We start from the raw sequence: 24,729 nt of genomic DNA on the forward strand, positions 1-24,729 counted from the left end.
GCAGTATGGACATACGGCAGCTTCGCTATTTCCTCGGCATCGTCGAGCATGGCTCGATCTCCCGCGCGGCGGAGGCGCTGCGGGTGGCGCAGCCGGCGCTCAGCCTGCATCTGAAGCGGATGGAGGAGGATTTCGGCTGCCAGCTGGTCCTGCGCACGGCGCGCGGCGTGGTGCCGACGGAAAGCGGGCGGCGGCTGGCGCAACGGGCGGCGGCGCTGATCGACTCGATGGACGGGCTGCGCGACGAGGTGCGCGCGGTGGAGGCGGTGCCGGCCGGTCCGGCGACGGTCGGCATTCCGACCTCGCTGGGGCCGGTGCTGACCGTGCCGCTGGCGCTGGCGGTGCGCCGCGCCCATCCGCAGATCCGGCTGCGGGTGGTGGAGGGGCTGTCCGGCCACATGCTGGAATGGGTGCTGTCGGGGCAGCTCGATCTGGCTCTGGTGTTCGGCGCCGCGGAGATGGGCGGGCTGGAAACCGAACTGGTGGCGCGGGAAAGCCTGCATCTGGTCGGGCCGGCGGACGACCCGCTGCTGCGCGGACGCAAGTCGATCCCCTTCGCCGAGGCGCTGGCCCTGCCGCTGATCCTGCCCGGCCGCCCGCACGGCGTGCGCGAGGAGGTGGAGCACGCAGCGTTGCTGGCCCGCGCCCGCGTCACCGTCGCCATGGAGATCGACGCGCTGGAACAGATCAAGGCGCTGGTGGCGGAAGGCTGCGGCTACACCGTGCTGTCGGAGCGGGTGGCGCGCTATGGCGCGGTGGCGGATCGCCTGACCGGACTGCCCATCGTCGATCCGCAGATCGACCGCAGCATCCTCCTGGCCCATGCCGCCGGCCGGCCGATGCCGGTCGCCGCCCGCGCGGCGCATGCCATCCTGCGCGACATCCTGGCCGGGCTGACGCGGGACGGCGGCTGGCGCTGAGCCGCCGTCACCCCGCTGTCGGGCGCCCCGTGGTCAGGAGCCGAGATTGACGATTTCCACCCGGCGGTTGGCGTCGCTGGCCGGGTTGGCGGGGTCGAGCAGCTGCTGGGACCCGCGGCCGATCGCCACCAGCCGGTTGGACGACACGCCGAAGCTCCGGGTCAGGTAATCGCGCACCGAGGCGGCCCGCCGCTTCGACAAGGCGAGGTTGTAGTCGGGATTGCCGACGCCATCGGTGTGGCCGGTCAGCTGGAAGCGGTAGGCGGCGAGATCCGGGGAGGTCAGGGCGCGGCCCAGCTCGTCGAGGATGCCGGCGGCCTTCGGCGTCAGCTCCGCCGAGTTGAAGGCGAACTCCACCTGGAAGCTGATCCTGGGTGCGGCCTTCGGCTTCGCGGCAGCGGCGGGGGCAGCGGCGGGGGCGGGTGCCGGTGCCGGCGGGGGTGCCGCCGGTTCCGCGGCACTGCCGGTGCTGAGCGCAAGGCCTCGGGTCCTGGGCTTCCCGTCGGGCTTCCCGTCTGCCGCAGGCGCGTCAGGCCGCAGGGCTCGGATGAAGTCCTCCGTCGTGGTGGGGGCGGAGGTCGGTTCGGTGGCCGCCGCCACGCCGCCAAGCGCCATCGGCAGCGCCAGCAACAGCGCCAATCCGGCAAATGCCGGCCGCAAGACTCCGACCGTCCCCATTCTCACGTCCCCTATCTCCGATTCGGGCAAAGCCGGAGCCATGGTAATCGACCGCGTGTCCCGGTTCCAGGACCTGACGGCGGAGTTGTACTCTCCCGGGCCAACTCAGCCATGGAAACCCGGCGTTGCCGCTTCTCTGTCAATGATTGCACCTCTATCATACCCCGATAACGCAATCGATCGGGGTGCACCGTGTTCGTTCTGTCGCAGGCCCAGATGGACCGGCTGGGGGAAGAGGATCTGATCCGGGCGGTGCATCGCTACCTCGCCGACCGGTTCCCGGATGCCGATCCGGTGCCGGCCGACAGGTTCCTCGCGTTCGGGCGCGACCAGCTGGCGCGGGCGGAGGGCCATGGCCTGACCACGCGCTGGCAGGCGGCCTGCTACATCGTCACCGCGGCGCTGGCCGGCGACCGCTTCGACGAGGACAGCCCGGCAGCGCGCGAGGTGCTGGCCGACCCGGCGATGACCGCCGACCGGAAGGCGGAATGGCTGACCGAGTGGGTCGACGCCATGATCGCCGCCCTGTCGCAGCGGGACTGACGCCATGGCGATCCTGTCCACGCTGGCCGACATGGCCGAAGGCGCCACGGCGAAGGCCAAGGCGACCTACCAGACCCTGCGCACCGGCGGCCGGATGGCGGCCGACTCCGTCAAGGCCGGCCTGAAGGAGAGCGGGGAGGCGGTGCTGGAGGGCGACTTCGGCGGGGCGGCCAAGCGCGGCGCCAAGGCCGCCGGCCAGACGCTGACCGACGATCTGGCGGATCATTTCCGCCGCAACGCCCCGGTCCCCGCCAAGAACCCGACCATTCCCTGTTCCCAGGCGGAAATCGACGCCAAGGCCAAGCGCGTCGCCGAACGGCAGGCGCTGATCGAGGAGGCGCGCGAGAAGAAGGTGCTGCCGGAGGTGACGGAACGCTTCGCCCGCGACAACAAGGCGGTGGAGCGCGCGCGGCTGGCCGCCGACGTCTACCATCATGAGAACGGCCCGGATTCGCCCAAGACCCCGCCGCCCGGCTGGACCCGGCTGAGCGACGACCCGGCTGAACTGCGCAAATACGGCCTCGTCCCCAGCGACCTGAACCCGGCACCGCCTCGGGCTTCCGGGCGGAGCTGTATGTGGCGGACCCCAAGGTGTTCGGGTCGCCGCCGCAGGTCGTTCTGGTGCCGAAGGGAACCACCTTCACCGCCAAGGAGGATTGGGTCAACAACCTGCAGCAGGGCATCGGCTTGCGCTCCGACTATTACGAGCGGGCGATCCAGGCGGCGCAGAAGGTGAAGAGCAAGGTCGGGCCGCGGCTGGAGATGGCCGGCCATTCGCTGGGCGGCGGGCTGGCGACCGCGGGTGCGGTGGTGGCCGACGTGCCCTGCACCACCTTCAACACGGCTGGCCTGAAGGACGAGACGGTCGCCGCCTTCGGCAAGTCGCGCACCAACGCCGGCAAGGTCACCAATTATCAGGTCGCCGGCGAGGTGCTGACCACCGCGCAGAACGCGGTCGGGCCGATGCCGACCAGCATCGGCAGGAATGTGCCGCTTGAGGCGGTCGACGAGCACGGCAACGCCTTCCAGGGTGCCGCCACCGGCAAGAAGGGCATGGAGTATGTCAAGGGCGTCGCCGCCGATTCCGTCACCAAGCACGGCATGGACTATCCGATCAACGCACTGGAAAAGCAGAAGCGCGCGGACGAGGGGCAGCTGCGTGCCGCCCTGCACCGGTGAGGGCGCCGCAGCGCCCAAGCCCGGCATTGCCTTTCTCCGCCGGCTGTTGATCCTGGTGGCGCTGGCCGCAGCAGGCTGGACGCACCTTCCCACCCCTTTCGCCGCGAGGTCCGCCATGGCCGCTCTGCCGCCTGCCAGCCACTTCTTCCCCGATGCCGCCACGGCGAGGCTGGCCGACGCCGCCGGGCGGGGGGATGCCGCCGCCGTGCGCCAGTTGGTCGCCGCAGGCGCCGACCCGAATGCCGGCGGGACGGAGGGGATGACGCCGCTGCTGTTCGCCATCGCCAACAACAGCAAGGCGGGGGCCAAGGCCCTGCTGGAGGCCGGGGCCGATCCCAACCGCCGCGCCCGCGACGGGGAATCGGCGCTGACCATGGTGGCGTCGGGCACGGATACCGACTGGCTGCGCCTGCTGCTTGCCTTCGGCGGCGATCCCAACGCCCGCAACTCCATCGGCGAGCCGGTGCTGGTCAATGCCGGCCTGCGCCGCAACGCCGATGCCGTCCGCATCCTGCTGGACGCCGGTGCCGACATCGAGGCGACCGACGAGAGCGGCAGCACGGTGACGCTGGTGCTGGCCCGCATGAACCAGTTCCACGTCGTGGCCTATCTGCTGGGCCGCAACGCCGACGCGCTGCACCGCTCGCCGGTGTCGGAGGATGCGGCGGCCGACTATATCTTCCATGCCGTCCTCGACCCGTCCTCGCCGCTTTCGGACTGGCAACGGCGCTGCCGCCAGTATCTGCAGTCGCGCGGCATCGCGGCACCGCCGCCGCGGTGAGGTTCCTTTTAGGAAGCCCTTCTCCCCTTGTGGGGCGGGATGAGGGGTGTGGGGCCGTAGGCCGGTGGAAATCAATTTGCGCCCCTCACCCCAACCCGCGGGTCGGCAAAACGCCGTTGGCGTTTGGCCGATCCCGCCCCGCAAGGGGAGAGCGGCTCTGTCAGCAGACTACATCGCCGCGTTCCAGTAGAAGGGGCTCTCCGTCAGGGACCATTTTTGCCGCAGGACTCCGTGGTTCCCGGTCTTGCTCCGGCCACAGTGCGGCGATACCGTGCAGCCCACGCCGCAGCCGTCCCCGTGGGAACATGCACGACATCGTCATCCAAGTCCTCGGCGTTGCCGGGCTTCTCGCCCTCGTCAGCTTCCTGCCGCCGCTGGCCGCCCGCTTCCAGGTGCCCTACACGGTGCTGCTGGCGGGCGTCGGCGTGGCGCTGGGCGCGGTGATCCAGACCTTCGCCGGGCCGGGCAAGGATCCGTTCCACGACTTCCTGAACTCGCTGGCCGAGCTGGACGTCTCGTCCGACATCCTGTTGCACGTCTTCCTGCCGATCCTGCTGTTCGAAACGGCGCTGGCGGTCGATGTGCGGCGGCTGTTCGACGATCTGGGGCCGATCCTGCTGATGGCGGTGGTGGCGGTGTTCGTCTGCACCTTCGCCGTCGGCTATGCGGTCAGCCTGTTCACCTCGCTGGGGCTGGTCGCCTGCCTGCTTCTGGGGGCGATCGTCGCCTCCACCGACCCGGCGGCGGTCATCGGCATCTTCCGCGACCTCGGCGCGCCGAGGCGGCTGACCACGCTGGTCGAGGGCGAGAGCCTGCTGAACGACGCCGCGGCCATCGCCCTGTTCACCCTGCTGCTGGAGATGCTGACGCGCACCTCCCATGGCGGGGCGGGGGCGGCGGCGCTGGACTTCCTGCGCGACTTCATCGGCGGCGTCGTCACCGGCTATATCTGCGGCCGCATCGTCTGCATGCTGGTGGAGCCGATGCGCAACCAGCCGATGGCGGAGATCACGCTGACGGTGGCGCTGGCCTATCTGTCCTACGTGCTGGCGGAGCATTATGTCGGCGCGTCGGGCGTGGTGGCGGTGGTGGCCTCGGCCCTGGTCATCGGGTCGGTCGGACGCACCCGCATCTCCCCCGCCACCTGGGGCGCCATGGAGCATGTCTGGCAGCAGCTGGGCTTCTGGGCGAACTCCCTGATCTTCCTGCTGACCGCCATCCTGGTGCCGCGGCTGATGGCCGACGCGGGATGGGCGGAGGTCGGGCTGGTCCTGGTGGTGGTCGCCGCCGCCTTCGCGGCGCGGGCGGTCGTGCTGTTCGGCCTGTTGCCGGTGCTGTCCTGGGCCGGGCTGGCGCAGAAGGTCAGCAATTCCTACAAGTCGGTGATGCTGTGGGGCGGGCTGCGCGGGGCGGTGTCGCTGACGCTGGCCCTGGCGGTGACCGAGAATTTCCGCGTGCCGGACCCCGTCCAGAGCTTCGTCGCGGTGATGGTCACCGGCTTCGTCTTCGTCACGCTGTTCGTCAACGGCACCACGCTGCGCTGGCTGATCCGCGTGCTGAAGCTGGACGAACTGACGCCGGTGGAGCGCGCCATGCGCAACCGGGCGCTGGCGCTGTCCACCGACAGCATCCGCGACCGCGTCGCCGCCGTCGCCCAGACCTATGAGGTCGACGGCGCCGTCAAGGACGTGATGATCTCCCGCTACGAGGAGCGGCTGAAGAAGATCGACCAGGACAGCCGGGACGAGGCGAAGCTGACCGACGAGGACCGCATCACCATCGGTCTCGTCATCCTGGTGAACCGCGAGGAAGAACTCTATTACGCCCACTTCTCCGAAGGCGTGGTGTCGCGCGCGGTGATGGAGATGCTGGCCGGGCGCAGCGGCCGGCTGCTGGACGCCGTGAAGCTCCAGGGCCGCAACGGCTACCGCGCCTTCGAGGAGCCCTTCATCGCCTTCTCCCCCTGGATGCGGGGAGCCAGCTGGCTGCAGCGCCGGTTCGGCATCCACCGGCCGCTGGCCCGGCGCCTGTCGATGCGGTTCGAGGTGCTGGTCGCCGTGCGCACCGTGCTGCGCGAGCTGCTGGCCTTCACCCGCGACCGGCTGGCCCGCGTGCTGGGGCAGGAGGTGGCGTTCGAGCTGGAAGGCATGCTGGTCGGCCGGCTGGGCATCGTCGAGCAGGCGCTGTCGGCCCTGAAGCTGCAGTATCCCGACTATGCCGTGGTGCTGCAGAGCCGCTACGTCGGCCGCGCCGCCCTGCGGCTGGAGCATGCCGACTATCGGACCCTCTACGCCGAATCGATCATCAGCCAGGAGGTGCTGACCGACCTGGAGCGCGACCTGGAGCAGCGCCGCCGGGTGCTGGAACGCCTGCCGAAGCTGGACGTCCGCTTCGACGTGGCGGAGCTGGTGCGCCGGGTGCCGCTGTTCGCCGACCTCCCGGCCGAGCGGGTGACGACCATCGCCACGCTGCTGCGCGCCCAGCTGGCCCTGCCGGGCGAGACCATCGTGCGCAAGGGCGAGCGCGGCGACGCCATGTTCTTCATCGCGTCCGGCGCGGTCGAGGTGCTGGTGCCCAATCTGGCGGAGCCGGTGAAGCTGGGTACCGGCGACTTCTTCGGCGAGATGGCGCTGCTGACCCGCCAGCGGCGCAATGCAGACGTGCGGGCGCTCGGCTATTGCCAATTGCTGGTGTTGGATGAGAAGGATTTCCGCCGGCTGGTGCAGAAGGACGCGGATCTGCGATCCCACATCCAGGCGGTCGCCGAGGCGCGCCGCCAGCCGACCCAGTCGTCCCCGGCCGTCCCGGCGGTGAGCTGACCGCAGGGGAAGGGATTTTTTCATGAGCGAGACCGCGACGGGCGGCGGCCAGACCTGGCTGCGCCTGATGCCGGGTCTTTTCGTGCTGCTGTGGAGCACCGGCTTCATCGGGGCGAAATACGGGCTTCCCTACGTGGAGCCGCTGACCTTCCTGCTGATCCGGCTGGGGCTGGTCGCCGTCGTGCTGGCGCTGGTGGCGCTGGCGAGCCGCGCGCCCTGGCCGAAGGACTGGCCGACCGCCGGGCGGATCGCGCTGGCCGGGCTGCTGGTGCACGGCGTCTATCTCAGCGGCGTCTTCCTCGCCATCGCCCACGGGCTGCCGGCCGGCGTGACGGCGCTGGTCGTCGGCATCCAGCCGCTGCTGACCGCCGCGCTGTCCGGCCCGCTGCTGGGCGAGCGGGTGAGCGGCCGGCAATGGGCCGGGCTGCTGCTCGGCCTTGCCGGCGTCGGGCTGGTGGTGCGGGAAAAGCTGTCGGTCGATGCGGAGCATCTGATCGGCATCGGCTATGCCGTCGCGGCGCTGGTCGGCATCACGCTGGGCACGCTCTACCAGAAGCGCCACGGCGGCGGGATGGATCTGCGCAGCGGCACCGCCATCCAGTATGCCGCCACGGCGCTGGTGCTGGCCGTCGCGGCGCCGCTGACCGAAACCATGCAGGTGCAATGGACGGGGGAGTTCCTGTTCGCCCTGCTGTGGCTCAGCTTCGTGCTGTCGGTCGGCGCCATCTTCCTGCTGTTCGCCCTGATCCGCCGCGGGGCTGCGGCCAAGGTCGCCAGCCTGTTCTACCTGACCCCGCCTGTCACCGCGCTCGTCGCCTGGATCCTGTTCGGCGAGAAGCTGGGCGTCGCGGCGCTGGCCGGCATGGCGGTGGCGGTCTGCGGCGTGGCGCTGGTGAACCGGAAGTGAGCGAAAGCGTCGGGCGCGGCAAAATTTCGCTGGATCGTTCGATGGGTCAGCAATCTAATATGTCTGACAAATCGATAAATCCCCCGGGAGGGAAGCGATGGCGGACGTGCTCGATTTCGGCAGCTTCGACTACATCATAGCGGGCGGCGGCACGGCCGGCTGCGTGCTGGCCAACCGGCTGTCGGCCGATCCCGACGTCTCGGTCCTGCTGCTGGAGGCGGGCGGCAAGGACAGCTGGGTGTGGCTGCACATCCCCGCCGGCTACCTGTTCTGCATCGGCAACCCGCGCACCGACTGGTGCTTCAAGACGGAGGCGGAGGCCGGGCTGAACGGGCGCAGCATCCACTATGCCCGCGGCAAGGTGCTGGGCGGCTGTTCCTCGATCAACGGCATGATCGCCATGCGCGGGCAGGCGCGCGACTACGACGAATGGGCCGCCATCACCGGCGACAGCCGCTGGAGCTGGAAGGAGGTTCTGCCGGTCTTCAAGGGCAGCGAGGATTACTGGCGCGGCGCCGACGAGATGCACGGCGTCGGCGGCGAATGGCGGGTGGAGCGGCAGCGGCTGCGCTGGGACCTGCTCGACCGCTTCGCCGAGGCGGCGCATCAGGCCGGCATCCCAAGGTCCGAGGACTTCAACCGCGGCGACAATTTCGGCGTCGGCAGCTTCGAGGTGAACCAGAAGGGCGGCATCCGCTGGAGCGCGGCCAAGGCCTTCCTGCGCCCTGCGCTCGACCGGCCGAACCTGAAACTCGCCATCGAGGCGGCCATCGACAAGGTGGAGATCGCCGACGGCCGCGTCACCGGCGTCCGCTTCACCGTGAAGGGGGAGGAGGCGCGGGCGACCTCCCGGATCGAGACGGTGCTGGCCGCCGGTTCCATCGGCAGCCCGGCGATCCTCCAGCGCTCCGGCATCGGGCCGGCGAAGCATCTGGAGGCCCTCGGGATTCCGGTGGTGCTTGACGCGCCGGACGTCGGCGCCAACCTGCAGGACCATCTGCAGCTGCGCATGATCTACAAGGTCGATGGGGTGCTGACGCTGAACAAGCGGGCGGGCAGCCTGTTCGGCAAGGCGATGATGGGGCTGGAATACGCCCTGTTCCGCAAGGGGCCGCTGACCATGGCGCCCAGCCAGCTCGGGGTCTTCGCCAAATCCTCGGCGGAGATCGAGACGGCCGACCTGGAATACCATGTGCAGCCGTTGTCGCTGGAGAAGTTCGGCGATCCGCTGCACGCCTTCCCGGCCTTCACCGCCAGCGTCTGCGACCTGCGCCCGGCGTCGCGCGGCTGGACGCGGATCACCTCGGCCGATCATCGCGAGAATCCGGCCATCGCCCCCTGCTACCTGTCCGACCCGGCCGACCGGGCGAAGGCGGCGAAGGCGCTGGCGCTGACCCGCCGCATCGTCGCGCAGCCGGCGCTCGCCCCCTATCATCCGCAGGAATACAAGCCCGGCCCAAGCTTTCAGACGGAGGAGGAGTTGGCGAATGCCGCGGGCGACATCGGCACCACCATCTTCCATCCCGTCGGCACCTGCCGGATGGGCGGCAGGGACGACGCCACCGCCGTAACGGACGCCGAGATGCGGGTGCGCGGGATGCGCGGCCTGCGGGTGATCGACGCCTCGGTGATGCCGACCCTGACCTCGGGCAACACCAACACGCCGACGGTGATGATCGCCGAGCGCGGCGCCGCCCTGATGCGGGCGGACCGCCGCGCGGCGCTGCGGGGGTAGCGATGCAAGCCCTCTCCCTCTCCCCGGGTCTATGGCATTCACATAATTCCAGACATTGGTAAGCTTCTGGAACAAAAGGAACTTTGCGTCATCCCCGCGAAGGCGGGGATCCAGGAAACTCCGCAGATCGGCGGCGGATGTGGCTGGATTCCCGCCTTCGCGGGAATGACGGCCGACAAAATTACTTTATTCCGACGTCTTACGTGACGCTGAGATGTGTGAATGCCATAGCTCCCCGGGGGGAGAGGGCGATCCAGTCACCGACCCGTGCTGTAGACGCCGTGGATGCCGAACTCCACCGGCTGGCCGGTGAGGTGCTTGGTCAGCAGGGTGGCGACCTCCGCGGCGGCCGGCTTGCCGTCGAGTGCGGCGAGGTCCCGCTGAAGGGCCGCCATCGGCCTGGGCGAGGCGATGGCGAGGAAATGATCGGCGCCGAAGGGCGGCTCCACCGTCAGGGCCAGCCGGTAGGGGCCGCCTTTCGGGATCTGCGCCGGGTCGTTGCGCTCCGCCAGCGGGTAGAGGTAGTTGACCGTCCCGTCGGCGGCGAGGTTGATCAGGGTGAAGTAGGTCCCGCTGTTGCCGCGGATGTCGAGCGAGACCGTCTCCCCCTGGCGGTAGTTGCGGTCGCCCGGCTCCAGCGCCAGGGCCAGCGAGCGGTCCTGCGCCGCCGCCTTCACCCGCACCACCAGCGACCATTTGTCGACCACCCCCTGCACCCGCCGCCGGGTTTCCGGTGCCATCGGGTCGCCGGCGATGCTCGCCAGGACGTCGCCCATCGAGCTGACCACCTCGCCGGTGGCGCTGTCCCAGACCAGGGCGGGATCGTTCTTGCCGGCAACCTCGATGCCGGAGAGGCCGGCGGCCAGTCCCTTCACCGCCGCCGGCTTGCCCAGGATGCGCAGCGGGATCGGACCCGCAGCGGGCAGCAGGGACGGCGGCTTCGGCTTGGTGGCGACCGGGTCGATCAGCGGAAGCTCGCCACGGCCGCGCGGCTGGACCTGCGGATGCTGCTTGCCTTCCAGAGCCATGCGGACGGCGCCGCGGATGTGCGCCTCCAACTCCCCCTTGGTGACGATGCCGTCGCCGTTGCGGTCGGCCTGCCCGCGCAACGCGTTGGCGAAGGCCCAGCTGAGCGCGCCGCGCGGCTTGCGGTCGATCATCACCTCTGGCGCCAGCTCATGTTCGGCGACGGCGGCGAAGAAGGTGACGTTCGGCTGGTCGTCCGCCTCCGCCTGCAGGGCGGCGCGGGTGGGCGGTGGCAGGGCGTCGTCCTCGATCCGGTCGACCAGCGCCCCGTCGATCCGCGCCGCCCGCGTGCCGAGCATGCCGGCGCGGTCGTCGAAGCCGCGGGTCATCGTGCCGGAATGGCAGGAATCGGAAACGAAGATCACCCGGCGCGGGGCGGCTTCCTTCAGCAGCACGGCGATCTCGTCGTCGGTCAGGCGCTGGGCGGTGCCGGGACCGCGCGGGGCGAAGTCCGCCAGCACCAGGAACTCGTCCATGCCGTCGACCTCGCTGCCGGGCACACGTTCCGGTTGCTGCGCGCCATGGCCGGCGAAGGTCAGCACCAGTGTCGAGTCGGGGGAGGTCTCGGCGATCAGCTCCCGCCACGCCGATATGATCCGGCTGCGTTCCGCCTCGCCGTCGATGAACAGGCGCAGTTTCCTGACGCCAAGGCCTTTCAGCGCGGCACTGATGTCGCGTGCGTCGTTGACGGCGCCCTGCAGCGGGTTGATCCGCGTGTAGCGGTCGATTCCGATCACCAGCGCCGCAATTTCCGCCCGCGCCGGACTTGCGGCGACCGTTACGATCATCCCCGCGGCAAGACCGGCCGTGATTACTGCGAGAACCCTTGCGGTCATCCGGCGCCGCATTCTTCCGAACATCATATCCCCCCGAATCCGAACATCATGCTTCTCCCGGGTAGCCGTGCCTTAAAGGCTACAGGCCGAAAAATTGGATAAAAGGCCGCACGAATTGGTAGTAATGCCCCCTTCCGTTACAGTTGTTGCTGTGGCAGCGTGGCGGCGGGTCCTGATCGGCGACGGCGTGCGCCCACTGTGGGGGTGGTGCGGACGGCCCGGAGTTCTGGATCTGATCGAAATATGTCTTGAACAGAAAAGCAAACGGGAATCCAGGTCATGCGAAGCAACCGTGCCAAGGCAAGCCTCGTCTCGCTCACCATCGTCGCCATGGCGCTCAGCGGCTGCGTGACCACGCAGACGGATCGCATCGGCGCCAACGACGGCAGCGACGCCTGCTACCAGTACCGCGTCGCGCTCGATTCGACCGGCAACTACTATGCCGAGGACATGCTGAAGGGTGCCGCCATCGGCGCCGGCGTGGGTGCGCTGACCGGTGCGCTGGCCGGCGGCAACATGAAGAGCGCGCTGATCGGCGCCGCCGCCGGTGCGGCGCTGGGCTCGCTGGGCGGCTACTGGAACTCCAAGTCGCAGCAGGGCCGCGATCAGGCGATCCTGGGCGTGATGACCGACCTGGACGCCGAGAACCAGAACCTGAGCCGCACCCAGGTCGCGCTGGACCAGTTGGTGAACTGCCGCCGCGCCGAGATCGCGCGCGTCAAGGCCGACTACAAGGCCAAGCGCATCGGCAAGCCGGAGGCCGAGCAGCGCCTGGCGCTGATCCGCGGCCAGCTGGACAAGGATTACGCCATCGCCAGCAGCATCAACCAGAACATCGTCAAGCGCCGCGACGAATATCTGATCGCCGCCGACAACATCCAGCCGGGCTCCGCCGAGAAGATCCGTACCAAGACCGCGGTCAAGGCCCAGACCAAGAAGAAGCCGGCGAAGCAGACGGCCACCACCCAGGCCGCCCAGGTGGTCGAGCGCACCAACACCGCCTTCGAGACGTCGGAGCGCATCAACGCCACCACCAGCAGCATCCAGCAGATCGCCCAGAAGGAAGCGACGCTGGACGCCGCCTGATCGGTGCGGTCAGATGACCTGACCGGCGGCGGTCTTTCGCGGAGGATGCGCGGGACCGCCGCCGGACGACACCAGTGCAAGCGGAACGGATGATGGCCGGCTGTCTCTCTCGCCTGAACGCGCGCCTGCGGCGCGGCGCTCTTCCCGTCGTCCTGCTGGGCGCGCTCATCTGCGGTGTGGCGGGGGCGTTCGCGGCCCGGCCGGCGCTGGCGGGCGACGCGTCCACGGGGGCGTTCCTGCGGATCGAGACCGGCGGCCACACCGCCCGCGTCAACCGGCTGGCCAGCGACGCCCAGGGCCGGCTGATCGCCACCGTTTCCAACGACAAGTCCCTGCGCCTGTGGGCACGCGACGGCGGGGAGCCGCTGGGCGTCCTGCGCGTGCCGATGGAGGCGGGGGACGAGGGCGCGCTCTATGCCGTGGCCCTGTCGGCCGACGGGGCTCTGGCGGTCGCCGCCGGCAACACCGGGTCGAGCTGGGGCGACGGCGTCACGCTCTACCTGTTCGACGTCAAGGCGCAGCGGCTGAAGGCCCGGCTTCCGGGGCAGCCGCAGGTGCTGAACGATCTCGCCTTCTCGCCCGACGGGCGCTTCGTCGCCGGGGCCTTCGGCGGCACCGCCGGCATCCGCGTGTGGGACAGTGCCAGCTTCAGGCTGGTCGCCGAGGACACCGCCTATGAGGCGCGGGTGTCGGCGCTGGCCTTCGCGCCCGACGGGCGGCTCGCCACCGCGTCCTTCGACGGCAACGTCCGGCTCTACGACGCCGCCTTCAAGCCGAAGGCCAAGCGCAAGCCGGGCAAGGGCATGCCCTATTCGGTCGCCTTCTCGCCGGACGGAGCGCTGCTGGCGGTCGGCTATGCCGATCAGGCGCAGGTCGACGTGCTGGCCGCCGCCGACCTGAAGACGCGCCACAGCGCCAAGGCCACCGGGGTCACCGGCGGCAGCTTCGCCGCGGTCGCCTGGGACGGCACGGCGCTGGTCGCCGCCGGCACCGCGACGGTGGACGGCAAGCGCAACGTGGTGCGGCGCTGGGCCGATGCCGGCAAGGGGGCCTACACCGACACGCCCGCCGCGCGCGATTCCGTGACCCATCTTCTGCCGCTGCAGGGTGGCGGGGTCGCCTTCGCCGCCGCCGATCCGGGATGGGGCGTGATCGACCCGGCCGGCCGGCTGCAGTTCGCCCGCATGGGCGACGTCGCCGATTACCGCGACATCCATCTCGGCCGCTTCGGCCTGTCCGACGACGGTCTGGTGCTGGAGTTCGGCATGGAGCAGGGCGGCCAGCGGCCGATGCGCTTCGACGTGCTGGCCCGCAGCCTGACCCCGGCGCCGGACGCGCTGCCCGGCCTCGCCCGGCCGGCGGCGGAAGGGCCGGGGATCGGCGTCGCCGACTGGCGCAACACCCGCAACCCCAAGGTCAACGGCCAGCCGGTGAAGCTGGACAGCGGCGAATGGGCGCGCAGCGTCACCGTGCTGGGCCGGCAGCGCCGGGTCCTGCTGGGCGGGGAGTTCAGCCTGCGCCTGCTCGATTCCGCCGGGGCCGAGCTTGCCCGCGCCGAGGTGCCGGCCGCCGTGTGGGGCGTCGTCGCGTCGGCCGACGGGCGCGTTGCCGTGGCCGCGCTGGGCGACGGCACGCTGCGCTGGTACGCGCTGTCCGGAGGATTCCGGCCGCTGGAGGAGTTGGCGGCTCTGTTCCCGCATCGCGACGGCCGCCGCTGGGTGCTGTGGACGCCGGAGGCCTTCTTCGACCATTCCGAAAGCGGCGGCGAGACCCTGGTCGGCTTCCACCTGAACGACCCGAAGAAGAAGGGCAGCCAGTGGGTCGAGTTCAAGCAGGTCTACCGCGTCTTCAACGCCCCCGAACTGGTGCGCGCCAAGCTGCAGCAGACCGGTCAGGCGGAGATCGCCGCGCGCCTGTCCGCCATCGGCGACATCCGCCTGCTGACCCAGCGCCGCCCGCAGGTGACTTTGCTGGACTACTGCACCGTGCCCGCCGCCAGCCGCGGTCTGGCGCTCGGCACCGGCGCGACGGAAGCGGCGGCTGCAGCTCCGGCGGCAGCGTCCACTTCCGCTCCCGCTGCCGCTGCCGCGGCGCCTGTCGGTGCCACCACGGTTCCCACGGCCGCGGAAACCTGTCATCCGCTCGACATGACGCCGGTCAGCCGCGCCTTCGCGCGCGCCAAGGAGCCGGCGCCCGCCCCGCAGGCGGTGCCCCAGGCAGTCGCCAAGCCCGCGCCGCAGGGACAGGAGCTTGACGTCGCGGCGGAGGAGCCGCGGCTGTCGGTCACGCTGCCCGAGGGAGTCGGATCGGTGCGGCTGCGCTACCGGCTGGCCGACACCGGCGGCGGCATCGGCTCGGTCGATCTGTTTCGCAACGGCCGCAACGTCAGCGGCCAGGACAAGTCCCGCGCCTTCGCCCGCGCCAAGGAGCCGGCGCCCGCTCCCCAGCCGGCCCCGCAGCCGGCCGTTCAAGCCCAGCCTGCGGCCGCCGCCACGCCGGCGGACGCCAACAAGGACCAGCCCCCGCCGCCGGAGGAGCGGGTCAGCACCGTCCGCCTCGATCCCGGCAGCAACCGGGTGCAGATCCGCGCCTATAACGGCACGGACGCGATCTATGAACGCTCGCCGCTGGTCGATTTCGTGCTGCCCAAGCCGACGGTTACGGCGGCGACGACCGCGGCCGGAAGTGCGACGGAACGTGCCGCGCCGGCCAAGCCGCGGCTGATCACCTTCGTCGTCGGCATCGACAAGTACCGGCCGGAGGGCACGCAGCTGCGCTTCGCCCGCGCCGACGCATCCTCCTTCGCCGAGACGCTGACCGGCCGGGTTCCCGCCGGCTACGACCGGGAGCAGTCGCTGGCTCTGTCGAAGGCGCTTTATGACGAGCAGGCGAGCCGCGACGCCGTCATCGCCGGGCTGGAGGATCTCGCCGCCAACGCGCGGGAGGAGGATACCGTCGTCCTCTATCTCGCCGGCCATGGCGTGATCGTGCCGTCGCCGAAGGACCCTTCGGTCAAGCTCTACCACTTCATCACGCAGAACGTGACCGCCGCCACCCCCCAGGCGATCAGCGAGCAGGGGCTGTCGGAGAAGGAGCTGAACCGGCTGGTCAGTGCGATTTCCGCCCGCAACGTGCTGGTGATGCTCGACACCTGCCATTCGGGCGCGGTGTCGGCGGGCACGGTCGACAAGCTGTACCAGGACATGGGGCAGCGCTACCTGCTGGCCGCCTCGTCGGAGCAGGAGGAGGCGCTGGACAGCTATGACGGCCGCAACGGCATCTTCGCCCATGCGGTGCTGGAAGGGCTGAAGGGCAAGGCCCTGCTGCCGGGGGACGAGGCGATCTACAACCTGACGCTCGGACAGTACGTGAACCGTGCGGTGCCGCGTCTGGCGCGCGAGAAGAAGTGGAGCCAGTCCGCAATCTTCAAGACCGGCGGCAACGAACTGAACCCCTTCCCGCTGGCGGCGCCGCAGCCCGGTCAACCCTGAGCGGGCGCCTGGGCCGGGCAGGCGCGGCGGTAGGACCATCCGCCGCGCATACCCCGGATTTGCCGGCCAGAAATGGCTAGATAAAGTTCGGTTAGTTCGTTCACAGTGTTTTCAAAAGAGGGGCCGGACCGCTTTCGGAACGGCGCGCGGATTGGGGTGGACATGCAAGGCGGCGATGAGTTTGGCGGCATGCCCGGACCGGAAACGGAACGTACGGTCCTGATGCCGACGCCGGGTGGCCGGCGCGCATCCGGTACGCCCGGTGGCGGGGAACCGCCGGCCGCGGCGCGGGTGGAGGCCGTCGGTGTTGCGGGACCGGCGCTGGCCGGCATCTTCGCCGCCCGTTCGCCGCTTGCCGCCGCCGCCTCGCCGGTGCTGCTGCTGGCGGCGCGGCTGAACGACGTCACCGGGGTTCCGGACCTGGAATCGCTGCGCCAGCGCGTGATCTCGGCCCTGCGCGACTTCCAGCATTGGGTGACCAAGTCCGGCATGGACGCCGCGACCCAGGCGACCGCGCATTACGCGCTCTGCGCCCTGATCGACGACATCGTGCTGAACTCGCAATGGGGCAGCCAGAGTTCCTGGACGCGCCAGAACGTCACCAGCATGTTCCACAAGAACGTCGTCGGCGGCGACCAGTTCTATGAGCGGCTCGCCTCCGCCCGTCAGGATCCGGGCAAGTACGGCGACCTGCTGGAACTGATGTATCTCTGCCTGTCCCTGGGCTTCCGCGGCCGCTACCGCGTCGCCGGGCGCCAGGACAGCGAGCATGCCCGCATCCGCGAGGACGTCTACAACATCCTGGTCAAGCATCGCGGCTATGCCGACCGCATCCTCTGCCCGAACGCGGCGGCGCTGGCGATGGACTACCGTCCGCCGCGCAGCTCGCTGCCGGTCTGGGTGGCCGGGGCCGGCACGGCGCTGTTCCTGCTGCTGCTGTTCCTGGGCCTCAGCTTCCTGCTGAACGGCGCGTCGGACCGGCTGTTCGCCGGCATGGGCGGCCTGCCGCCGCACGGTGGCGTGGTGATCGAGACGCCGGCCCCGGTCAAGCTGGCGGAGGCCGCACCGCCGCCGCCGCAGATCGCCCCGCCTCCCCCGCCGCAGACCACCCAGGTCCAGCGCGTGCGCAAGTTCCTGGAGCCGGAGATCGCCGAAGGGCTGGTCGAGGTGACGGAGGACGCGCTGTCGATCACCGTCCGCATGCGCGGCAGCAACCTGTTCGCCAGCGGCAGCGCCAGCCTGAACGACAAGGTGCGCGGATCGGTGCTGCGCGTCGGCCGCGCCGTGGCGGAGGAGCCGGGCGCGGTGCTGATCACCGGCCACACCGACAATGTGCCGATGACCGGCGGCGGGCGGTTGCGCTTCCCGTCGAACTGGCACCTGTCGAAGGCCCGCGCCGAATCCGTGATGGCGGAGTTCGACCCGCTCTTCGCCGACAAGTCCCGCCTCAAGGCGGAGGGCAAGTCCGATACCGAACCGGTGGCGTCCAACGACACGCCTGAGGGCCGGGCGGCGAACCGTCGGATCGACATCATCCTCAAGAAATGAGCGGAGCCGCCCCGGACGGGGACGGTGCCAGCGGCAGCATAAGATCAGGGACAGGGGTATCGGAATGAGTCGGCTGACCGCCATCTTGCTCTCCCGCGCAGTGCTGGGCTTCATCGGTGCGGCCATCGCGGCGGCACTGATCGCGCTGCTGGCGCCGCTGGCCGGGCTGGAGATGCCCTGGCTGGCCGTGGCCGCCGCCGTGCCCTTCCCGATCCTGGCGGTCGTGCTGATCCTGCTGAAACGCCGCGACGCCAAGGCCGAGGAGCGGATGACGGCGGAGCTGACCGGCGGCAGCGACGCGGCCCGCATGGCCGCGATGGATCAGGCCGACGAGGTCGCCGGGCTGCGCAAGACCTTCGCCGACTCCCTCGCCCTGCTGAAGGCCGGGCGCAAGCAGCGGGGGCTGGGCGACGGCTATCTCTACTCCACCCCCTGGTACGTCATCATCGGCCCGCCGGGCGCGGGCAAGACCACGGCCCTGCTGAAGAGCGGCCTGAATTTCCCGCTGGCGGACCAGACCGGGGCCAAGCCGCTGAAGGGCGTCGGCGGCACCCGGCAATGCGACTGGTGGTTCGCCGACGAGGCGATCTTCCTCGACACCGCCGGGCGCTACACCACCCAGGACAGCCACGAGGCGGTCGACCAGACCGGTTGGGGCGCCTTCCTGAAGCTGCTGAAGGATGCGCGCTCGCGCCAGCCGATCAACGGCGTGCTGGTGGCGATGGCGGTCCCCGACCTCGCCGCCGCCGGGCCGGAGGAGCGGGCGCAGCATGCCGCCGCCATCCGCCGCCGCCTGCGCGAGCTTTACGAGACGCTGAAGGTGAAGGCGCCGGTCTATCTGCTGCTGACCAAGGCCGACCTGATCGCCGGCTTCAACGAGTTCTTCCACGACCTGAACCGGGACGAGCGCCGGCAGATCGTCGGCGTCACCTTGCCGGCGGCCGAAAGCGAGTTGGGCGACGCCGGCATGGCGACGCTGGGCAGCGAGCTGGACGGCATCGCCGGCCGGCTGTCCGCCCGCGCCGTCGACCGCATCCAGCAGGAGCATGCGCAGGAGCGCCGCGGCGCCATCTTCGCCTTCCCCTCGCAGCTGGCCTCGCTGAAGGAGCCGCTGCTCGACTTTGTCGCCGCGGCCTTCAAGGCCAACCGGTACGAGCCGGCGCTGCGGCTGCGCGGCATCTATTTCACCAGCGGCACCCAGGAAGGCACGCAGATCGACCGGCTGATCGGCGGGCTGGCCGAGAGCTTCGGCCTGCCGGCGGCGCCCTTCCGCGGCGGCGCCGTCGCCGCCGGGCAGCAGCGCAGCTATTTCCTCGGCGGGCTGCTGAACGACCTGGTGTTCCGCGAGGCCAATCTGGTCGGCTTCGACCCGGCGGCGGAGCGGCGGCGCATCTGGGTTCCGCGCATCGCCTACAGCCTGTTCGGGCTGGTCACCGTCGCCGCCACCGCGGCCTGGGTCGCCAGCTATCTCGGCAATGCCGGGCTGATCGACCGCGAACAGCAGGCGGTCGACGCCTACCGCCCGAAGGCGGAGGCGCTGGCCGCCGGCACCGTCGCCGACGACGACATCCGCCGCGTGCTGCCGGTGCTGAACGAGCTGCGCGCCCTGCCGGCCGGTCACGACACGCTGGCGCTGAAGCAGAAGCTGGCCCTCGATTTCGGGCTCTACCAGGGCGACAAGCTGGAGGAGGCGGGCGACGCGCTCTACCGCCGCGCGGTCAACGGGCTGCTGGTGCCGCGCCTGCTGGTGCGGGTGCAGCGCGACCTGCGCGACCGGCTGATCGCCGACGACGCCCCGGCGGTGGAGGCGCTGCTGCGGCTCTACCTGACGCTGGGCGGCGCCGGGCCGGTCAATGGCGAGGAGGTCAAGGCCTGGACCACCGGCTGGCTGGGCCGCGTCTCGCCCCCGCCGGGCGAGGACGAGACCAAGGCGCTGCTCGGCCACATCGATGCCGGGCTCGGTGCGCCCGCCGGGCTGCCGAAGCTTAACCTCGACGCCGAACTGGTCCGGCAATCGCGCGAAGTGCTGGCCCGCACCCCCCTGGCCGCCCGCGTCTATGCCGCCGTCCGCGACGGCGAGGCGGCGCGCAAGCTGCAGGAATGGCGCCCGACCGAGCAGGCCGGGCCGGAAGGCGACCGGGTGTTCCGCCGCTCCTCCGGCGCGCGATTCAGCGACGGCATTCCGGGATTCTACACGCAGCAGGGCTTCACCGGCGTGATGCTGCCGGGGCTGCCCGGTGCGGCGCGGTCGGTGCGCGACCACAGCTGGCTGCTCGGCCCCCCGCGCGGGGAAGAGGCCGGGCCGGAGCTGGAGACGGCGGCGCTGACCCTGTATCTGCGCGACTATGCCGGGCGCTGGGACGCTCTGCTGAACGACATCACCCTGGTGCCGGCCGCCAACCCGCAGGCGCTGGCCGAAGAGGTCAACATCCTGTCCGGCCGCAGTTCCCCCCTGCAGAAGCTGCTGGCGGCGGTGGCGAACGAGACGACTTTGCAGCGCGTGCCGGAGGCGCCGGCCGGCGCCGCTCCGGCGGTGACGGCCGTGGCTGCGGCGGTCGCAGACAGCGGCGGCGCCAAGCTGGTCACCCAGATGGTGGACGACCGGTTCCGCCCGCTGAACGACTTCACCCGCAACAGCGGCAATGCCCGGCTGGAGGAGCTGCTGCGCCAGCTGGAGGGCGTGCATGCGGTGCTGGCGCGGCTGTCGCTGGGCACGGGGAGCGGACAGAAGCTGTTCGATCTGGCGGCCAGCGGCGGCGGCGAGGTGTTCCAGAAGCTCGCCACAGACGTGGCCTATTACCCGCAGCCGGTGCGCCGCTGGACCGAAGAACTGGTGGAGCAAGGCACCGCGCGGACGCTGAGCGGCGCCCGGTCGCAGATCAACGCCGAATGGCAGAGCACGGTGCTGCCCTGGTGCCGCCGCGCGCTCGACAACCGCTATCCTTCGTCAAGGGCGCCTCGGCCGATGTCGGCATGGATGATTTCGCCCGGCTGTTCGCCCCCGGCGGGCTGATCGACGCCTTCTTCGCCAACCGGCTGCGTCCCTTCGTCGACACCACGCGGGAGCCCTGGCGCTGGCAGCCCTCGGCCGCCGACCTCGGCATCCCGTCGTCGGTGCTGCCGGCCTTCCAGCATGCGGCGATGATCCGCGACGCCTTCTTCCCCGACAGCGGCAGGGTGCCGTCGCTGCGCTTCGAACTGCGCCCGACCTATCTCGGCGCCGGGGTGGAGCAGGTGGACCTCGACATCGACGGTCAGCGCATGACCTTCGCCCGCAACGCCACGCTGGCGCAGGGGCTGCAATGGCCGAAGCCGGGCGGGGCGGGCGACCTGCGCGTCACCTTCACCGGCCAGCCGACCGAACCGCCGGAGATGACCCAGCGCACCGGCAGCTGGGCGTGGTTCCGCACGCTGGACGCCAACCGGGGCCGCAAGGGGTCGGTGCCCGACCGCATCCCGCTGAGCTTCGGCGCCGCCGGCAAGTCGGCCAGCTTCGACGTGCGGATGACCAGTGCGGTCAATCCCTTCTCGATCCGCGACCTCAAGGACTTCCGATGCCCGGACAGTCTGTGATGGGCAATAGCGGCTGTTTCGGGAAGCTGCCGGCGCGGGGCGATTTCCTGCTGCGCGGGTTGCCCCGCAGCTTCGCCGACCCGTGGCACGATTGGCTGCTCGATGGCTTGCAGGCCAGCCGCGCGGCGCTGGGTGAGGGGTGGATGGACCGCTACCTCAACGCGCCGATCTGGCGCTTCACGCTGGAGGCCGGGGTCTGCGGGCCGCAGGCGGCGGCCGGCGTGATGATGCCCAGCGTCGACAAGGCCGGGCGGCAGTTCCCGCTGGCGCTGGTCGCCCTGCTGGCGCCCGGCCAGACCGCCGCCGGGACCGAGGCTGACGCTGCATGGTTCGAGGCGGCGGAAGAGCTGGCGCTGTCCGTCCTGACCCACACGCTCGACGTGGAGGCCTTCGTCGGCTCCGTCACCGCCCTGTCGGTGCCGCAGCCGTCCGACGAGGCGCCGTCCACCGGCGCCCGCTGGTGGACGCTGGGCGGGGAGGGCGTGGCGGAGCAGGGCTTCACCAGCGCCGGCTTGCCGCCGGCCGCGAACTTCGCTGAATTCCTGACCGGCCGTGCCGAGGAGGAGGCGTGATGCAGTTCGTTCAGGACGACCGTCTGCTGTCGCTGGAAACGCCGGCCGGACCCGACGTGCTTCTGGTGGAGCGGGTGCGGGGGCGCGAGGCGCTGTCCAGCCCCTTCCTCTACAGCATCGACGCGCTCGGCCCCATCGAGCCGCTGGCGGCCGAGACCATCGTCGGCAACAGCGTCAACATCGGCTTCCGCCAGTTGGACGGCGAGCGCCACTACGTCAACGGCATCGCGCGCTCGCTCGGCGTCGGCGTGCCGGTGGGGCGCGACCAGCGCTATTACACGATCGAGGTGGTGCCCTGGCTGTCGCTGCTGTCCTACACCAGCGATTGCCGCATCTTCCACAGCCTGGGCGGCGGCGGGCCGATGGCGGTTCCGAAGATCGTCGAGACGATCTTCCAGGAATTCGGCTTCTCCAACTTCGAATTCCGCAGCCTGAGCGGTACCTACCAGCCGCGCGAGTATTGCGTCCAGTACAACGAGACCTATTTCGACTTCATCAGCCGGCTGCTGGAAGAAGAGGGCATCTATTACTACTTCGCGCATGAGCGCGACCGCCACAAGCTGATCCTGTCCGACAGCGCCGCCGGCTATGCCAAGCTGTCGCCGGCAACCCTGCGCTTCAACCCCAGCGGCCAGTATGCCGACCAGATCGAGCGGTGGGAGCGGGTCTATTCCATCGCATCGGGCCGCTGGGCGACCAAGGACTACGACTTCCAGGCGCCGCGCACGGCGTTGGACAGCGGCGAGGCATCGGTCGCCAAGGTGCCGGTTTCGACGAAATACGAGCTGTTCGAGTATCCCGGCCGCTATGCCACGCGCGATGCCGGATCGGCGCTCGCCCGCCGCCGGATGGAGACGGAGGAGCGCGGGCTGGAGGGGGTGCGCGGCGTCGGCGCCTGCCGCAGCCTGCATCCCGGCATGACCTTCGCCCTGACCGACCATCCGACCGCGGCGGAGAACAACCAGCCCGTCGTGGTGGCGGAGCTGGAGTTCGACGCCTGCAACGAGGGCTTCCTGCCCGGCGACAAGCGCAAGGCGTCCTACGGCAACAGCTTCCGCGCCCTGCCGGCCAAGGCGGTGGTGCGGCCGGCGCGGCGCACGCCCAAGCCGTCGGTGCGCGGCATCCAGACCGCCTTCGTCGTCGGACCGGCGGGGGAGGAAATCTACACCGACAAGTTCGGCCGCATCATGGTGCAGTTCCATTGGGACCGCCGCGGCCGGTCGGACGAGAAAAGCTCCTGCTGGATCCGGGTGGCGCAGAGCTGGGCCGGGCACCAGTGGGGCATGCAGACGGTGCCGCGCATCGGCATGGAGGTGCTGGTCGATTTCGTCGACGGCGATCCCGACCGCCCGATGGTGATCGGCGTGGTCAACAACGCCGACGCGCTGCCGACCTACGCCCTGCCCGAACACAAGACGCGCTCCGGCATCAAGACGCGCAGCTCGCCCGGCGGGCGCGGCTTCAACGAAATCCGCTTCGAGGACAAGGCGGGCAAGGAGCAGGTCTTCGTCCATGCCCAGCGGGACTACGACCTGCGCATCGGCCATGACAGCCGCACGTCGGTGGCGTCGGGCCAGCATGTGAACGTCGCCGGCGGCCTGTGGGAATGGGTGGGCAAGAACCACCACGCCACGGTTGACGGCGACCATGTGGAATCCGTCGGCGGCGGCGTGTCGCGCACCGTCGGCGTCGATCTGCACGACAAGATCGGCACCAACTATGCCGTCCATGCCGGGGCGAACCTGTGCCTGGAGGCCGGCGCCTCGCTGACGCTGAAGGTCGGCGGCAACTTCATCACGCTGAGCCCGGCCGGCATCGCCATGAACGGCACCATGGTGCTGATCAACAGCGGCGGTGCGGCCAACGGGCTCAGCGCCTCGCCGGCCAGGCCGGACAAGCCGTCGCCGGCCGACAAGGACAAGGGCGGGGCGATCCCGGCCCCGCCGAAGGCCAAGCTGCCGCGCCCGGCGCAAAGTCACACCCCGAAGACCGCGGCCCAGGCCATGGTGATGCGCAGCGCCGCCGCGTCCAACACGCCGCTGTGCGAGATCTGCCAGACATGAACCAAGGCATGAATCCAGGCTTGAATTCAGGCACAGGCAGGGCGATGACAGAGCCTTCCCCCCGCCGCTCCCCGCAGGAGGTGGTCGCCCGTCTCGGCCATCATCTGTGGCCGCCGGGGGACGAGGCGCGCGCGCTCTACATGATCGTCGACGCCGCGCGCGACCCCGGCCTCTATCCCGGCCTGCTGGCGCGGGAGGAGGAGGCCGACATGCGCTCCCTCTACCAGGGCGACACGGCGAGCGAGTTGGCGGAGGTGGCGCCCTATCTTGTCCGGCTGGCGCGCGGCAGCGCCGTCGCCGACTGGCTGGTGGGGGAGGGCTGGGGACGCGGCTGGGGCATCCTGGTGCAGGCCGACGGCGACATCGACGCGGTGCGCCGCCATTTCCGCAAATTCACCATCGTCAACGGCGAGGGCGGGGCGACCTACCTGTTCCGCTTCTACGATCCGGCGGTGCTGGGCTGCTTCCTGCCGATCAGCGACGAGGCCCAGCGCGCCGCGTTGTTCGGCCCCGGCATCCGGTTCATGATGGAGGATGCGGGCGCCGATGCGCTGGTCCTGTTCGAATCGGTGAACGGCGACCTGCGCCGCGTCGAAATTCCGCTGCGGACCACCCCAGGCGCAGACGCGCCCCGAATCCGCTGATCCGAAGGCCGGAGGAGACCGTCGATGCCGCCCGCCGCGCGCCTGACCGACATGCACACCTGCCCGATGACGACCGGCCCGGTCCCGCATGTCGGCGGCCCCATCGTCAGCCCGGGCGTGCCGGCGGTCCTGATCGAGTTCCTGCCGGCCGCGGTGGTGACGGACATGTGCGTCTGCGTCGGCCCGCCCGACGTGATCGTGAAGGGGTCGGCGACGGTGATCGTCGGCGGCCGGCCGGCGGCACGGCTGGGCGACCAGACCGCCCATGGCGGGGTGATCGTGACCGGGGCGCCGACGGTGGTGATCGGCGGCTGACCGCCGGGCAAGA

19 protein-coding genes are annotated in these 24,729 nt (G+C 70.5%); 17 read left to right on the forward strand and 2 right to left on the reverse strand.

The features are described from left to right. The first annotated feature begins 5 nt into the window (after positions 1-5). On the forward strand, positions 6-920 hold the full coding sequence (locus F1643_RS09730) for a LysR substrate-binding domain-containing protein (RefSeq protein ID WP_194912835.1): 915 nt from the start codon (positions 6-8) through the stop codon (positions 918-920). Positions 921-953: 33 nt separating this feature from the next. Here the strand turns inward: F1643_RS09730 and F1643_RS09735 are convergent, their stop codons facing one another. Further along, on the reverse strand, positions 954-1,598 hold the full coding sequence (locus F1643_RS09735) for an OmpA family protein (RefSeq protein WP_255542599.1): 645 nt from the start codon (positions 1,596-1,598) through the stop codon (positions 954-956). 192 nt (positions 1,599-1,790) lie between these two features. On the opposite strand from F1643_RS09735, the gene F1643_RS09740 reads away from it, so the two are divergent. From F1643_RS09740 to F1643_RS09770, 7 genes are all read left to right on the forward strand, one after another. Beyond that, on the forward strand, positions 1,791-2,141 hold the full coding sequence (locus F1643_RS09740; RefSeq protein WP_149226801.1) for a hypothetical protein: 351 nt from the start codon (positions 1,791-1,793) through the stop codon (positions 2,139-2,141). 4 nt (positions 2,142-2,145) lie between these two features. After that, positions 2,146-2,877: a hypothetical protein gene (locus F1643_RS09745; RefSeq protein WP_194912839.1), complete on the forward strand. Its 732-nt coding sequence runs from the start codon at positions 2,146-2,148 to the stop codon at positions 2,875-2,877. Further along, complete coding sequence (locus F1643_RS09750; protein ID WP_194912842.1) at positions 2,763-3,320, forward strand: hypothetical protein; 558 nt, start codon at positions 2,763-2,765, stop codon at positions 3,318-3,320. The genes F1643_RS09745 and F1643_RS09750 overlap by 115 nt, the downstream gene beginning before the upstream one ends. After that, entirely contained in the window at positions 3,301-4,101 is an 801-nt protein-coding gene (locus F1643_RS09755; protein WP_370540554.1) for an ankyrin repeat domain-containing protein, read from the forward strand. The genes F1643_RS09750 and F1643_RS09755 overlap by 20 nt, the downstream gene beginning before the upstream one ends. A 305-nt stretch (positions 4,102-4,406) precedes the next feature. Beyond that, positions 4,407-6,920, forward strand: coding sequence for a cation:proton antiporter (locus F1643_RS09760; protein ID WP_194912845.1), 2,514 nt, complete (start codon positions 4,407-4,409; stop codon positions 6,918-6,920). Positions 6,921-6,942: 22 nt separating this feature from the next. Next, the gene (locus tag F1643_RS09765; RefSeq protein ID WP_194912846.1) at positions 6,943-7,827 is read left to right on the forward strand and encodes a DMT family transporter; all 885 of its coding nucleotides are present in this window, start codon (positions 6,943-6,945) and stop codon (positions 7,825-7,827) included. Positions 7,828-7,924: 97 nt separating this feature from the next. Further along, entirely contained in the window at positions 7,925-9,562 is a 1,638-nt protein-coding gene (locus F1643_RS09770) for a GMC family oxidoreductase (protein WP_194912847.1), read from the forward strand. Between the two features lie 257 nt (positions 9,563-9,819). Here the strand turns inward: F1643_RS09770 and F1643_RS09775 are convergent, their stop codons facing one another. Next, complete coding sequence (locus tag F1643_RS09775; RefSeq protein ID WP_255542600.1) at positions 9,820-11,376, reverse strand: caspase family protein; 1,557 nt, start codon at positions 11,374-11,376, stop codon at positions 9,820-9,822. A gap of 327 nt (positions 11,377-11,703) precedes the next feature. Here F1643_RS09775 and F1643_RS09780 point away from each other — a divergent pair, with 327 nt between their 5' ends. The 9 genes from F1643_RS09780 (at position 11,704) to F1643_RS09815 (ending at position 24,716) form a co-directional block, all read left to right on the forward strand. Beyond that, positions 11,704-12,510, forward strand: coding sequence for a YMGG-like glycine zipper-containing protein (locus F1643_RS09780; RefSeq protein WP_194912848.1), 807 nt, complete (start codon positions 11,704-11,706; stop codon positions 12,508-12,510). A 74-nt stretch (positions 12,511-12,584) separates the two neighbouring features. Then, positions 12,585-16,001, forward strand: a complete 3,417-nt coding sequence (locus tag F1643_RS09785; protein WP_194912852.1) for a caspase family protein — start codon at positions 12,585-12,587, stop codon at positions 15,999-16,001. A 222-nt stretch (positions 16,002-16,223) separates the two neighbouring features. Further along, the gene (tssL, locus tag F1643_RS09790; RefSeq protein ID WP_255542601.1) at positions 16,224-17,549 is read left to right on the forward strand and encodes a type VI secretion system protein TssL, long form; all 1,326 of its coding nucleotides are present in this window, start codon (positions 16,224-16,226) and stop codon (positions 17,547-17,549) included. Positions 17,550-17,613: 64 nt separating this feature from the next. After that, positions 17,614-20,562, forward strand: a complete 2,949-nt coding sequence (gene tssM, locus F1643_RS09795) for a type VI secretion system membrane subunit TssM (RefSeq protein ID WP_219729648.1) — start codon at positions 17,614-17,616, stop codon at positions 20,560-20,562. Further along, complete coding sequence (locus F1643_RS21855; protein ID WP_219729649.1) at positions 20,523-21,122, forward strand: type VI secretion IcmF C-terminal domain-containing protein; 600 nt, start codon at positions 20,523-20,525, stop codon at positions 21,120-21,122. Before tssM ends, F1643_RS21855 begins: the two co-directional genes overlap by 40 nt. After that, on the forward strand, positions 21,104-21,694 hold the full coding sequence (gene tagF / locus F1643_RS09800; RefSeq protein ID WP_194912856.1) for a type VI secretion system-associated protein TagF: 591 nt from the start codon (positions 21,104-21,106) through the stop codon (positions 21,692-21,694). The genes F1643_RS21855 and tagF overlap by 19 nt, the downstream gene beginning before the upstream one ends. After that, positions 21,694-23,757 (forward strand): type VI secretion system Vgr family protein, encoded by a 2,064-nt coding sequence (locus tag F1643_RS09805; protein WP_194912859.1) that lies wholly within the window; start codon positions 21,694-21,696, stop codon positions 23,755-23,757. Before tagF ends, F1643_RS09805 begins: the two co-directional genes overlap by 1 nt. 44 nt (positions 23,758-23,801) lie before the next feature. Next, positions 23,802-24,401 (forward strand): DUF4123 domain-containing protein, encoded by a 600-nt coding sequence (locus F1643_RS09810; protein ID WP_255542602.1) that lies wholly within the window; start codon positions 23,802-23,804, stop codon positions 24,399-24,401. 24 nt (positions 24,402-24,425) lie between these two features. Next, on the forward strand, positions 24,426-24,716 hold the full coding sequence (locus F1643_RS09815) for a PAAR domain-containing protein (RefSeq protein ID WP_149226775.1): 291 nt from the start codon (positions 24,426-24,428) through the stop codon (positions 24,714-24,716). Positions 24,717-24,729: the final 13 nt, after the last annotated feature.

This window comes from Azospirillum sp. INR13 (genome assembly GCF_015390205.1).
GTDB lineage: Bacteria > Pseudomonadota > Alphaproteobacteria > Azospirillales > Azospirillaceae > Azospirillum.

Bases quoted from the DNA above. Each gene is read 5' to 3' on its own strand.
- tssL (WP_255542601.1), top strand. From the start codon at position 16,224: ATGCCGACGCCGGGTGGCCGGCGCGCATCCGGTACGCCCGGTGGCGGG.
- F1643_RS09770 (WP_194912847.1), top strand. From the start codon at position 7,925: ATGGCGGACGTGCTCGATTTCGGCAGCTTCGACTACATCATAGCGGGC.
- F1643_RS09775 (WP_255542600.1), bottom strand. From the start codon at position 11,376: ATGATCGTAACGGTCGCCGCAAGTCCGGCGCGGGCGGAAATTGCGGCG.
- F1643_RS09730 (WP_194912835.1), top strand. From the start codon at position 6: ATGGACATACGGCAGCTTCGCTATTTCCTCGGCATCGTCGAGCATGGC.
- F1643_RS09780 (WP_194912848.1), top strand. From the start codon at position 11,704: ATGCGAAGCAACCGTGCCAAGGCAAGCCTCGTCTCGCTCACCATCGTC.
- F1643_RS09735 (WP_255542599.1), bottom strand. From the start codon at position 1,598: ATGGGGACGGTCGGAGTCTTGCGGCCGGCATTTGCCGGATTGGCGCTG.
- F1643_RS09810 (WP_255542602.1), top strand. From the start codon at position 23,802: ATGACAGAGCCTTCCCCCCGCCGCTCCCCGCAGGAGGTGGTCGCCCGT.
- F1643_RS09805 (WP_194912859.1), top strand. From the start codon at position 21,694: ATGCAGTTCGTTCAGGACGACCGTCTGCTGTCGCTGGAAACGCCGGCC.
- F1643_RS09760 (WP_194912845.1), top strand. From the start codon at position 4,407: ATGCACGACATCGTCATCCAAGTCCTCGGCGTTGCCGGGCTTCTCGCC.
- F1643_RS09815 (WP_149226775.1), top strand. From the start codon at position 24,426: ATGCCGCCCGCCGCGCGCCTGACCGACATGCACACCTGCCCGATGACG.
- F1643_RS09745 (WP_194912839.1), top strand. From the start codon at position 2,146: ATGGCGATCCTGTCCACGCTGGCCGACATGGCCGAAGGCGCCACGGCG.
- F1643_RS21855 (WP_219729649.1), top strand. From the start codon at position 20,523: ATGGATGATTTCGCCCGGCTGTTCGCCCCCGGCGGGCTGATCGACGCC.
- tssM (WP_219729648.1), top strand. From the start codon at position 17,614: ATGAGTCGGCTGACCGCCATCTTGCTCTCCCGCGCAGTGCTGGGCTTC.
- F1643_RS09765 (WP_194912846.1), top strand. From the start codon at position 6,943: ATGAGCGAGACCGCGACGGGCGGCGGCCAGACCTGGCTGCGCCTGATG.
- tagF (WP_194912856.1), top strand. From the start codon at position 21,104: ATGCCCGGACAGTCTGTGATGGGCAATAGCGGCTGTTTCGGGAAGCTG.